At 73.9% G+C, this 11,636-nt stretch carries 11 protein-coding genes; 8 read left to right on the plus strand and 3 right to left on the minus strand.

Going from position 1 to position 11,636, the window contains the following annotated elements; all coding sequences use genetic code 11:
- The first annotated feature begins 5 nt into the window (after window positions 1-5).
- From OOT42_RS13365 to OOT42_RS13385, 5 genes are all read left to right on the plus strand, one after another.
- On the plus strand, window positions 6-3,785 hold the full coding sequence (locus OOT42_RS13365) for a nitrate reductase subunit alpha (protein WP_273651682.1): 3,780 nt from the start codon (window positions 6-8) through the stop codon (window positions 3,783-3,785).
- 1 nt (window position 3,786) lies between these two features.
- Window positions 3,787-5,472 carry a nitrate reductase subunit beta gene (narH, locus tag OOT42_RS13370; protein WP_273651683.1) on the plus strand — a complete coding sequence of 562 codons (1,686 nt, stop codon included), beginning with the start codon at window positions 3,787-3,789 and terminating at the stop codon, window positions 5,470-5,472.
- The gene (gene narJ, locus OOT42_RS13375; protein WP_273651684.1) at window positions 5,469-6,143 is read left to right on the plus strand and encodes a nitrate reductase molybdenum cofactor assembly chaperone; all 675 of its coding nucleotides are present in this window, start codon (window positions 5,469-5,471) and stop codon (window positions 6,141-6,143) included. The genes narH and narJ overlap by 4 nt, the downstream gene beginning before the upstream one ends.
- Complete coding sequence (gene narI / locus OOT42_RS13380; RefSeq protein ID WP_273651685.1) at window positions 6,140-6,895, plus strand: respiratory nitrate reductase subunit gamma; 756 nt, start codon at window positions 6,140-6,142, stop codon at window positions 6,893-6,895. The genes narJ and narI overlap by 4 nt, the downstream gene beginning before the upstream one ends.
- 82 nt (window positions 6,896-6,977) lie before the next feature.
- On the plus strand, window positions 6,978-7,286 hold the full coding sequence (locus tag OOT42_RS13385; protein ID WP_124344455.1) for a DUF2249 domain-containing protein: 309 nt from the start codon (window positions 6,978-6,980) through the stop codon (window positions 7,284-7,286).
- 78 nt (window positions 7,287-7,364) lie between these two features.
- Here the strand turns inward: OOT42_RS13385 and OOT42_RS13390 are convergent, their stop codons facing one another.
- On the minus strand, window positions 7,365-8,504 hold the full coding sequence (locus OOT42_RS13390) for a GDSL-type esterase/lipase family protein (protein ID WP_273651686.1): 1,140 nt from the start codon (window positions 8,502-8,504) through the stop codon (window positions 7,365-7,367).
- 175 nt (window positions 8,505-8,679) lie between these two features.
- Here OOT42_RS13390 and OOT42_RS13395 point away from each other — a divergent pair, with 175 nt between their 5' ends.
- Window positions 8,680-9,051 carry an RNA-binding S4 domain-containing protein gene (locus OOT42_RS13395; protein ID WP_272726104.1) on the plus strand — a complete coding sequence of 124 codons (372 nt, stop codon included), beginning with the start codon at window positions 8,680-8,682 and terminating at the stop codon, window positions 9,049-9,051.
- 60 nt (window positions 9,052-9,111) lie between these two features.
- Here OOT42_RS13395 and OOT42_RS13400 read toward each other — a convergent pair whose 3' ends face one another.
- Both OOT42_RS13400 and OOT42_RS13405 read right to left on the minus strand, forming a co-directional pair.
- Window positions 9,112-9,432 (minus strand): STAS domain-containing protein, encoded by a 321-nt coding sequence (locus OOT42_RS13400; RefSeq protein WP_273651687.1) that lies wholly within the window; start codon window positions 9,430-9,432, stop codon window positions 9,112-9,114.
- Window positions 9,429-10,316: a DUF72 domain-containing protein gene (locus tag OOT42_RS13405; protein WP_273651688.1), complete on the minus strand. Its 888-nt coding sequence runs from the start codon at window positions 10,314-10,316 to the stop codon at window positions 9,429-9,431. Before OOT42_RS13405 ends, OOT42_RS13400 begins: the two co-directional genes overlap by 4 nt.
- A gap of 52 nt (window positions 10,317-10,368) precedes the next feature.
- On the opposite strand from OOT42_RS13405, the gene OOT42_RS13410 reads away from it, so the two are divergent.
- Together OOT42_RS13410 and OOT42_RS13415 are read left to right on the plus strand one after the other, a co-directional pair.
- Window positions 10,369-11,328 (plus strand): DNA-3-methyladenine glycosylase family protein, encoded by a 960-nt coding sequence (locus OOT42_RS13410; protein ID WP_273651689.1) that lies wholly within the window; start codon window positions 10,369-10,371, stop codon window positions 11,326-11,328.
- 76 nt (window positions 11,329-11,404) lie between these two features.
- Window positions 11,405-11,632 carry a hypothetical protein gene (locus OOT42_RS13415; protein WP_273651690.1) on the plus strand — a complete coding sequence of 76 codons (228 nt, stop codon included), beginning with the start codon at window positions 11,405-11,407 and terminating at the stop codon, window positions 11,630-11,632.
- Window positions 11,633-11,636: the final 4 nt, after the last annotated feature.

The following is an 11,636-nucleotide window of genomic DNA, read 5'->3' on the forward strand; positions in this document are numbered from 1 at the left end:
TCCCCGTGCCCGCACGTCATCAGCCCACCGGTCCCGCCTCGTCCGCGGCCGGCACCGACAACCGCGCGATCGACGCGCTGCTCACGGTCGGGTCGCGCCTGCGGCCGGGCACCGTCTCGACGGACCTGCGCAGCCTGTTCCTCGAGGGCGGCCGGAAGGGCGACGCGTTCTACCGGGACCGCTGGTCGCACGACAAGGTGGTGCGGTCGACGCACGGCGTGAACTGCACGGGCTCGTGCTCGTGGCAGGTGTACGTCAAGGACGGCATCATCACGTGGGAGACGCAGCAGACCGACTACCCGACGGTCGGCCCGGACTCCCCCGAGTACGAGCCGCGGGGCTGCCCGCGGGGCGCGTCGTTCTCCTGGTACACGTACTCGCCGACACGCGTCCGGTACCCGTACGTGCGCGGCGTGCTGCTGCGGGCGTACCGCGAGGCGAAGGCCCGCACGGGCGACCCGGTCGCCGCGTGGGCGCAGGTGACGTCCGACCCGGAGACCGCGCGCGCGTACAAGGCGGCGCGCGGCAAGGGCGGGCTGGTCCGGGCGACGTGGGACGAGGCCGCCGAGATCGTCGCGGCCGCGCACGTGCACACGATCAAGGAGTACGGGCCGGACCGCGTCGCGGGCTTCTCCCCCATCCCGGCGATGTCGATGGTGTCGCACGGGTCGGGCGCGCGGTTCGTGTCGATGCTCGGCGGGACGATGCTGTCGTTCTACGACTGGTACGCCGACCTGCCCGTCGCGTCGCCGCAGGTGTTCGGCGACCAGACGGACGTCCCGGAGTCGGCGGACTGGTGGAACGCGTCGTACCTGGTCATGTGGGGCTCCAACGTCCCGGTGACCCGCACGCCCGACGCGCACTTCCTCGCCGAGGCGCGCTACCGCGGGCAGAAGGTCGTCGCGGTCTCCCCCGACTACGCGGCCAACACCAAGCTCGCCGACGAGTGGCTCGCCCCGCACCCGGGCACGGACGGCGCGCTCGCGTTCGCGATGGGGCACGTGGTGCTCCGCGAGTTCCTCGTCGAGAAGCGCACGGCGCGGTTCGTCGACTACCTGCAGAAGTACACCGACGCGCCGCACCTCATCACGCTCAAGCAGCGCGGCGACGCGTGGGTGCCGGACAAGTTCCTCACGGCCGACGCGCTCGGTGCCGCCGCGGGTGACGACGCCGGCGCGCGCGACGCCGCGTTCATGACCGTCGTGCTCGACGCCGACGGCACGCCGCACGTCCCGAACGGCTCGCTCGGTCGCCGGTTCGACCCCGCGCAGGAGGGCCGCTGGAACCTCGACCTGGGCGACGTCGAGCCGGTGCTCTCGGTCCGCGACCTCGACCCGGCGACGGCCGGGACACCCGAGGCCGTCGCCGTCGACCTGCCCCGCTTCGACCTCGCCCCCGAGGCGGGTGCCGAGCACCAGGGCGGTGCGGGCGTCGTGCGCCGCGGCGTCCCGGTGACGCGCGTCGGCGGCCGGGTCGTCACGACCGTGTTCGACCTGCTGCTCGCGCAGTACGGCGTCGGCCGCGACGGCCTGCCCGGCGAGTGGCCGACCGGCTACGACGACGCGTCCACGCCCGGCACGCCCGCGTGGCAGGAGGAGATCACGTCGGTGCCCGCCGCGACGGCGGCACGGATCGGGCGTGAGCTCGCGCAGAACGCCGAGGACTCGGGCGGCCGCTCGATGATCCTCATGGGTGCGGGCACCAACCACTGGTTCCACTCGGACACGATCTACCGCACGTTCCTCGCGCTCATGTCGATGACCGGCTGCCAGGGCGTCAACGGCGGCGGCTGGGCGCACTACGTCGGCCAGGAGAAGTGCCGACCCGTGACCGGGTGGGCGCAGTACGCGTTCGGGCTCGACTGGGTGCGGCCGCCGCGGCAGATGATCGGCACCGCGTTCTGGTACCTCGCGACCGACCAGTGGCGGTACGACGGGCTGCCCGCCGACGCGCTCGCGTCGCCGCTCGCCGAGGGCCGGTTCGCGGGCCGCACGACCGCGGACTGCCTGGTCGAGAGCGCGAAGCGCGGCTGGATGCCGTCGTACCCGACGTTCGACCGCAACCCGCTGGACCTCGTCGCGGAGGCACGGACGAAGGGCGTCGACCCGGCGCAGCACGTCGTCGACGAGCTCGCAGCGGGGCGGCTGCACTACGCGTGCGAGGACCCCGACGACCCCGCGAACTTCCCGCGCGTCCTCACGGTGTGGCGCGCGAACCTGCTCGGGTCGTCGGGCAAGGGCAACGAGTACTTCCTGCGGCACCTGCTCGGCACGGACTCCGCGGTGCGCGCACCCGAGTCGGAGCCGGGACGCCGGCCGGAGTCGATGACGTGGCGCGACGAGGCGCCGCGCGGGAAGCTCGACCTGCTGGTCACGAGCGACTTCCGGATGACGTCGACGACGCTGTTCAGCGACGTCGTGCTCCCCGCGGCGACCTGGTACGAGAAGCACGACCTGTCGACGACGGACATGCACCCGTACGTGCACTCGTTCAACCCGGCGATCGCGCCGCCGTGGCAGACGCGCACCGACTTCGACGTCTTCCACACGCTCGCCCGGGCGTTCCAGACGCTCGCCGCTGACCACCTCGGCACGCGCGAGGACCTCGTCGCCGTGCCGCTGCTGCACGACACCCCCGACGAGCTCGCGACGCCGCACGGCGCGGTGCCGGAGTCGATGGGCCTGGTCCCGGGCGTCTCGATGCCGAGACTCGTGGTCGTCGAGCGGGACTACGGCACGCTCGCCGACCGGTGGGCGGCGCTCGGGCCGCTCACCGCCCGCGCGGGGATGGTGACCAAGGGCGTCGCGTTCTCGCCCGACGTCGAGGTCGCCGAGCTGGGCCGCGTCAACGGTCTCGTGCGATCGGGCGCGGCGGCAGGCCAGCCGCGCCTCGACGACGCGCGCCACGTGTGCGAGGCGATCCTCGCGCTGTCCGGCACGACGAACGGCCGGCTCGCGGTGCAGGGGTTCGAGCGCGTCGAGAAGCGCACGGGCACCGAGCTCGCGTCGCTGGCCCGCGACCACGAGGGCAAGCGGATCACGTTCCCCGACGTGCAGGCGCGGCCCGTGCCGGTCGTGACGTCGCCCGAGTGGTCGGGGTCCGAGCACGGCGGTCGGCGGTACTCGGCGTTCACGATCAACGTCGAGCACCTCAAGCCGTGGCACACGCTCACGGGCCGCCAGCACTTCTTCCTCGACCACGACTGGATGAGCGAGCTCGGCGAGAACCTGCCGGTCTACCGGCCGCCGCTCGACCTGCACCGGCTGTTCGGCGACGCGCGCCCGGGGTCGACGGCCGCGTCCGGGGCGCCCGGGTCCGACGGGCACGCCGAGGTCGCCGTCCGCTACCTGACCCCGCACTCGAAGTGGTCGATCCACTCCGAGTACCAGGACAACCTCCACATGCTCACGCTGTCGCGCGGCGGCCCGACGATCTGGATGTCCCCGCAGGACGCGGCGACCATCGGCGTCACCGACAACGAGTGGGTCGAGGCGTACAACCGCAACGGCGTCGTCGTCGCGCGGGCCGTCGTCTCGCACCGCATGCCCGCCGGGACGGTGTTCATGTACCACGCCAAGGACCGCACGGTGGACGTCCCCCGCTCGGAGACGTCGGGCCTGCGTGGCGGGATCCACAACTCGCTGACGCGCGTGCTGCTCAAGCCGAGCCACCTCGTCGGCGGGTACGCGCAGTTGTCGTTCGCGTTCAACTACCTCGGCCCGACGGGCAACCAGCGCGACGAGGTCACCACCATCCGCCGCCGGTCCCAGGAGGTGACGTACTGACATGCGAGTCATGGCGCAGATGGCGATGGTCATGAACCTCGACAAGTGCATCGGGTGCCACACGTGCTCGGTGACCTGCAAGCAGGCGTGGACGAACCGCGCGGGCGTCGAGTACGTCTGGTTCAACAACGTCGAGACGCGGCCCGGCCAGGGCTACCCGCGCACGTACGAGGACCAGGACCGCTGGGGCGGCGGGTGGGTCCGCAACAAGAAGGGCCGGTTGCGCCTGCGCTCGGGCGGCCGGTTCACCAAGCTGTCGCACATCTTCGCCAACCCCCGGCTCCCCGAGGTGCGCGATTACTACGAGCCATGGACGTACGACTACGACGTCCTGCTGTCGGCGCCGCAGGGCGAGCACACACCCGTCGCCCGGCCGAAGTCCCTGCTCACCGGCGAGGACACGAAGATCACGTGGTCGGCGAACTGGGACGACGACCTCGGCGGCTCCGCGGCGACGATGGAGAAGGACCCGGTCCTCGCGCAGATGAGCGACCGCGTGAAGGCCGAGCTCGAGAGCGCCTTCATGTTCTACCTGCCGCGCATCTGCGAGCACTGCCTCAACCCGTCGTGCGTCGCGTCGTGCCCGTCGGGCGCGATGTACAAGCGCGCGGAGGACGGCATCGTGCTCGTCGACCAGGACGCGTGCCGCGGCTGGCGCATGTGCGTGTCGGGCTGCCCGTACAAGAAGGTCTACTTCAACCACGTCACCGGCAAGGCCGAGAAGTGCACGCTGTGCTACCCGCGCCTCGAGGTCGGGCTGCCGACGGTGTGCTCGGAGACGTGCGTCGGGCGCCTGCGGTACCTCGGGCTCGTGCTCTACGACGCCGACCGCGTGCTGGAGGCCGCGTCGGTCGAGGACCCGCACGAGCTCCTCGCGGCGCAGCGGTCCGTGCTGCTCGACCCGTCCGACCCCGAGGTGATGGCCGCCGCCGAGCGCGACGGGGTGCCGCACGACTGGGTCCTCGCCGCGCAGCGCTCGCCCGTGTGGGCGCTGATCTCGCGGTTCGAGGTCGCGCTGCCGCTGCACCCCGAGTACCGGACGCTCCCGATGGTCTGGTACGTGCCGCCGCTGTCGCCGGTGGTCGACGTCGTGTCGGGGTCGGGCAACGACGGCGAGGACGCGCGCACGCTGTTCGCCGCGATCGAGCGGCTGCGCATCCCCGTCGAGTACCTGGCCGGGCTGTTCACCGCGGGCGACACGCGTCCGGTGACGGCCGTGCTGCGGCGGCTCGCGGCGATGCGCGCGCACATGCGCAACGTCAACCTCGGCGTGGAGCAGGACCCGCGCATCGCCGCCGCCGTCGGGATGACCGGCGACGAGGTCGAGGCGATGTACCGCCTGCTCGCGATCGCGAAGTACGAGGACCGCTACGTCGTCCCGCCCGCGCACGCCGAGTCGGCCCGGGCGCTCGACGAGATCGCCGAGGGCGGCCTGGGGTGCTCGCTCGACGGCGCGGGCGGTCCTGGCATGGGCGGTCCGCGGGCGCGCGGCGAGCGGCCCGCCGCGCTCGCGCAGCCGGCCGTGGGCGTCGAGTCGTTCCACCCGTCGACGTCGGGGTCCGCGTCGGACCGCCCGGCACGCGTCAACCTGCTCAACTGGGGCGGCGACAAGCGCGAGGCAGGCCTCTTCCCGCCCACGCAGGGGCAGCCCGGCTACGGCGACGGCCCGACGGGAGCGCACGCATGAGCCGCCGCACGCTCCCGTTCCTCGACCCCGTGCGCGTCACGACGGGCGAGCGGTCGCTCGCGCACCTCGCCGCGGCGATGCTGCTCGACTACCCGACCGAGCACGTCCGGGCGCACCACGACCTGCTGCGGTCGACGGTCGCGGGGCTGCCCCGGCCCGTCGCCGACGCGTTCCTCACGCACCTCGACGCCGTCGGCGCGATGGACCTCGCCGCGCAGCAGGGCCACTACGTCGCGACGTTCGACCTGCGCCGACGCTGCGCGCTCTACCTGTCGTACTACTCGGCGGGCGACACGCGGCGGCGCGGGATGGCGCTCGTGACGTTCCGCGAGGCCTACCGCGCGTGCGGGTTCGACGCGAGCGACGACGAGCTGCCCGATTTCCTGCCGGCCGTGCTGGAGCTGTCCGCGCGCGCGCCCGGACCCGTCGTCGACGTGCTGCTCGGCACGCACCGCGAGGGTCTGGAGATCCTCCGGTCCGCGCTGCACGACGTCGCCAGCCCGTACGCGCACGTCCTCGACGCCGTGTGCCGCACGCTGCCCGCGGTCGACGCCGCGACCGCCGAGCGGTTCGCCGACCTCGTCGCGTCCGGGCCGCCCGGCGAGACCGTCGGCCTGTCCGCGCCGCTGCTCCCCTTCCCGACCGTGCGCCCGCAGGAGGTGCCCGCATGACGTCCACCGCCGTGCTGCTGTGGGTCGTGGTCCCCTACGTCGCCGCGACGGTCTTCGTCGTCGGGCACGTGTGGCGGTACCGGCACGACCAGTTCGGCTGGACGACGCGCTCGTCGCAGGTGCACGAGAGCCGGCTGCTGCGCATCGGGTCGCCGATGTTCCACCTGGGCATCCTCATGGTCATCGGCGGGCACGTCGTCGGCCTGCTGATCCCGCGCGCGTGGCTCGAGGCCGTCGGGATCCACGAGCACGCGTACCACCTGGTCGCGACGTGGGCCGGCAGCATCGCGGCCGTCCTGACGATCGCCGGCCTGGCGATCCTCGTGTACCGCCGGCGGGTCGTCGCCGCCGTGCGCCGCGCGACGACCACGTCCGACAAGGTCATGTACGTCGTCCTGGGCGTCACGCTGTTCTGCGGCACCGCCGCGACGGTCCTGTTCCAGGTCCTCGGCGGCGGCTACGACTACCGCGGGTCGATCGCACCGTGGATCCGCGGGCTGCTGTCGCTGCGCCCGGACGCCGCGTCGATGGCCGAGGTCCCCGGGATGTTCCAGGCGCACGTGCTCTCGGCCATGGTCCTGTTCGCGATCTGGCCGTTCACGCGGCTCGTGCACGTGCTGTCCGCGCCCGTCGGCTACCTCGTGCGCCCGTACGTCGTCTACCGCACCCGCGACGCCCAACGTGGGACGCGTGTCACACGCCCCGGCTGGGAACGGGCCGAACGTCCCGGGGCACCGGCCGAGCACCGATGACACGCTGACGACGGCCGTCCCGGCCCCACGACCCGCACCACCTGTCCCACCTGCACGACACGCACCGACCAAGGAGAACCCCATGGCTGCCGAGAACGTCGAGATCCTCACCACCGCGCCCGTCGCGGAGCCCGCCGGCCACACGTGCGGCTGCGGCGGCCACGACGAGGCCGACCCGGTGCTCGACGTCCGCACCATCCCGCACGCCATCCGCCACGCGACCGTCTTCGGCGCGTTCGAGGCGATCGCCCCCGGGAAGTCCCTGATCCTCGTCGCGCCGCACCTGCCGCGGCCCCTGCTCGCGCAGCTCGCCGAGCGCGCGCCGATCGAGTCCGAGGTGCTCGTCGACGGTCCCGACGCCTGGCACGTGAAGATCACGCGCACCGCCTGACGGTCGGCTCGACCACCGCCCCGACGCCGCGATCGCACGGCGTCGGGGCGGCGGTATGTCGGCGTCACACGTCGGTGGTCAGCGCGGGGTCGCCGTGCAGGTGACCGTCGACGGCTCGCCCGAGCCCGTGCCCTGGAAGCCGATCTCGGTGGCCTGGCCGGCCGCGAGCGTCCCGTTCCACGGCGCGTTCGTGAAGGTCCACGTCTTCCCGCTCACGGAGCTCTGCGAGCTCCACGCGTTCGCCACCGTGCCGTTCGGCAGCGTGACCGCCACCGTCCACCCCGCGATCGGCTGGGTCGCGGTGACCCGCACGCTCGTCACGAACCCGCCCGGCCAGGTGCTCGCGAGCGTGTAGCGCGCGGTGCAACCGGCGCCCGACGTCGGGGTCGGGGTCGGGGTGACGGTCGGCGTCGGCGACGGGGTCACCGTGGGCGTGGGTGTCGGGGTCACGGTGGGGGTCGGCGTGACCGTCGGGGTCGGCGTGACGGTCGGGGTCGGCGTCGCGCCCGACAGGACCGCCGCGAGCGCCGGATACCACCGGTCGGCCATCTTGACGATGCCCGCGTCACCGGGGTGCACGCCGTCGTAGGTGTCGGTCGCGGGCACCCACCCAGTCGCCTGGTCGACGACCACGATCGGTGACTGCGCGGTCGACAGGCCCGCCGCCCACGCGGGGATCGCGGCGTTCAGCGCGGCGGTCCGGCCGGGGCAGTCGGCGCAGGTCGGCGGCGCGACGGGGATGATCTGCGCGACGAGGACCACCATCTGCGGGTTGCTCGCACGCATCTGCTGCACGAGCGTCGTGTACGCGTCGAGGATCTGCTGCGTGCTGCGCGCGCTCCACACGTCGTTGGTGCCGAAGTGCATGAGGACGACGTCCGGGTCGGTCGCGGCGAGCCACGGCACGAGCTGGTTCTGCGCCGCGACGTTCGTGACGAGGAAGCCGCCGTGCCCCTCGTTGTCGCCGTCGTGCGCGATGCCGCAGCCCTGCGGGCCCTGCGTGCCGACCATGTCGATGTTCGTGTACCCGTTCTGCTGGAGCTTCTGCCACAGCAGCGCACGCCAGCAGCCGGGGTTGCCGGTGATCGAGTCACCGAGCGCCATGATGCGCACCGGGTCCGCGGCCTGCGTCGGGCCGGCCAGCGCGAGCGCGCCGGCGAGCAGCAGCAGCACGGCGGTCAGGGCGCCCGCGAGCCGCCGCGAGAGCGTCGTCGTCATGCGTGGTCCTCCCGTGGGGACGGCGCGCGGGCACGTCCCGCGCGTCGGCGGAGCACCTGCGGCCCGCCTCGTCGCAGCGTGGTGGGCGGCACACGCCCAGGGCCAGTTGGAGCGCTTCGACGAAGCGTTTAGCCGCCGCGATCCGCGGCGCGTCGGGCCGTGAGAGAGTCGTGGCATGCCCGAGGTGACCCGAGCCCGCGTCGACGCGTGGACCTGGTCGGTGCGACTCTTCCCGACCCGGTCCGCCGCGGGAGCCGCGTGCCGCGCGGGCCACGTGCGCGTCAACGGCGAGCGCGCCAAGCCCGCGACGCAGGTCGTCCCCGGCGACGAGGTGCACGTCCGCGGCGGTGCGCGCGAGCGCGTCGTGATCGTGCAGCGGCTCGTCGTCAAGCGCGTCGGCGCCGACGTCGCCGTCGCGTGCTACCTCGACCGCTCCCCCGCGGTCCCGCCCAAGGAGCACGTCGCCGTCGCCGGCCAGCGCGACCGCGGCGCGGGCCGCCCGACGAAGCGCGACCGCCGCCTCATCGAACGCCTCCGCGGCCACTAGGTCGACGCGCCGGCGCGACGGCCCGGGCGTGAGGGCCGGCGGGCCGGTCCGGCTCGACGGCTAGACGCCTTCGACGCCCTGGGCGCGCATCCACGCGTCGACGCCGGTGACGGCGAGGATCTCGGTCACCGGGCGCGGCGCGCCGTGGAGGCGCACGCGGCGGCCGGACTCGGTCGCGTCGCGGACCAGGCGCACCAGGAGCGAGAGGCCGGTCGAGTCGACGAACGTCACGTCCGCACAGTCGACGACCACGTCCTGGTCACCCGTGGCGAGCGCCGCCCACACGGGTGCGGCGGACTCGCGCACGGCGAGGTCGACGGCGCCGGCCAGGGTGACACGCAGGACGGACCCCTCCGTCGACACCGCGATGCCGCCGCTCACGCGCCCACCTCCGTCCGCAGCCCGAGCCGTGCCGACAGGGCCATCGCGTCGACGGGCGCGCGGACCTTCACGTCGTTGTCGAAGTAGACGAACACGTCGCGGCCGTCCGACGCGGGCGCCGCGCCGCGCAGCCGTCGCGCGTCGACGGGGTCGCTGCCGTCCGCCCAGGCCCGGACCTTCGCGGCCCACCGGTCGAGCGCGTCGTCCTCGTAGCCGCTGGTGTAGAGCTCGGTGTCGCCGTGCAGCCGCACGTACACGACGTCGGACGTGACGTCCTCGATGACCGGCCAGCGGCCCGCGGTGTCCGCCACGACGAGACCGACGTCGTGCGCGCGCAGGAGGTCGACCAGCTCGGGTGTCTCGAACGACGTGTGCCGGACCTCGAGGACGTGCCGCAACGGCCGGTCCGCGTCGGTCGTCGTCCACGACCGGTCGTCGAGCCGCTCGTCGTGCCGCGTCGCCATGTCCGCGGCGGCGGCCGTCGAACGCGGCAGGAGCCCGAAGAACGTGGCGAGCCGGTCGGGGTGGAAGCCGAGGTTCGGGGGCAGCTGCCAGAGGATCGGGCCGAGCTTCGCGCCGAGGGCCAGCACACCGCTCGCGAGGAAGTTCGCGACGGGCGTCTCGACGTCGGCGAGCTTGCGCATGTGCGTGACGAACCGCGGCCCCTTCACGGAGAAGACGAAGTCGTCGGGCGTCTGCTCGGCCCACGCGCGGTAGCTCTCGGGCCGTTGCAGCGAGTAGAAGGAGCCGTTGATCTCGATGCTCGTCAACCGCTCGGACGCGTACGCGAGCTCGAGCCGCTGGGGCAGGCCGCGCGGGTAGAAGACGCCACGCCAGGGGGCGTAGCGCCAGCCGCTGATGCCGACCCGGATGGTCACCGGCACAGCCTGCACGGCGCACGCCGGACCGGCATCCGGAAGGGCGCACACTGGTCGGGTGACCGTCGAGACCTCCCCCGCGCCCGGCCCCGAGGGCGACGCGACGGCTCCGGTCCTGGTCGACGTGTACCGCCCGGCACAGCGCGTCGACGTCCGGCGCACGGTCGCGCCGCACCGCCGCGGGGCGGCCGACCCGTGCTGGTGGGCGGCGCCCGACGGGGCGCTGTGGCACGCGGTCGCGACGCCCGACGGACCCGCGACCCGGCGGCTCGCGGTCCACCGCGACGGCGTGCACGTCGCCGCGTGGGGTCCCGGTGCGGAGCGGGCCGTCGCGGCCGTGCCGCGCCTGCTGGGCGCGCACGACGACCCCACGGGATTCGACCCGGGCCTGCATCCCGTGGTCCGCGACGCGTACCGGCAGCTGCCGGGCCTGCGGGTGGGCGCGAGCGGTGACGTGCTCGCCGCGTTGGTGGCCGGGATCCTCGAGCAGCGCGTCGTCGGCGCCGACGCGCGCGCGGCGTGGCGGCGGCTCGTCACGCGGCACGGCACGCCCGCCCCCGGTCCGGTGCCCGCGTCGGTGCGGGTGCCCCCGCCGTGGCCGGTGTGGCGGGACCTGCCGGTGTGGGAGTGGCGGCAGGCCGGCGTCGACGACCAGCGCTCGTCGGCGGTCCGGCGGGCGGCCGAGGTGGGTCGTCGCCTCGACGAGACGGTGGACCTCCCGCTGGGAGAGGCGCGGCGACGCCTCCTCACGGTGCGTGGCATCGGGCCGTGGACGGTCGCCGAGACGACGTCGCGCGCGCTGGGCGACGCGGACGCGGTCTCGGTCGGCGACTTCCACCTCGCGCACCTCGTGGGCTGGGCGCTCACGGGCCGGCGCACCGACGACGCCGGGATGCTCGAGCTCCTCGAACCCTGGCGGGGGCATCGCCAGCGCGTGATCCGGCTGCTCGAGACGACGCTCGCGGGACGTGCCCCGAAGTTCGGGCCGCGCTCCCCGCGCGCGCTCCCCCTGCGCTGACGGCGCGGCGGCGCCGGGCCCGCCTGGCCTTCGCGCGCCGCGCGGGGCAGGATCGACGCGACGAAAGGTGGGTCCCATGAGCTATCCGGTCATCGCACCGCGTGACGACGAACGGTCGGAGTCGGCCGGGCGCGTCGTCGGCGCGTTCTTCGCGTTCCTCCTCTTCGCGGCGGGGATCGTGCTGTTCGCGCTGTCGTTCCAGGGTCCCGACTGGAGCCTCTGGACGTTCGTCGGCGCGATCCTCGCGATCACGCTCGCCTTCATGATCCCGACGACGATCCTGCCCGCGCTCGAGGGCGACTGACCGG

It is taken from the genome of Cellulomonas fimi (genome assembly GCF_028583725.1).
In the GTDB taxonomy this organism is placed as follows: Bacteria; Actinomycetota; Actinomycetes; order Actinomycetales; family Cellulomonadaceae; genus Cellulomonas; species Cellulomonas fimi_B.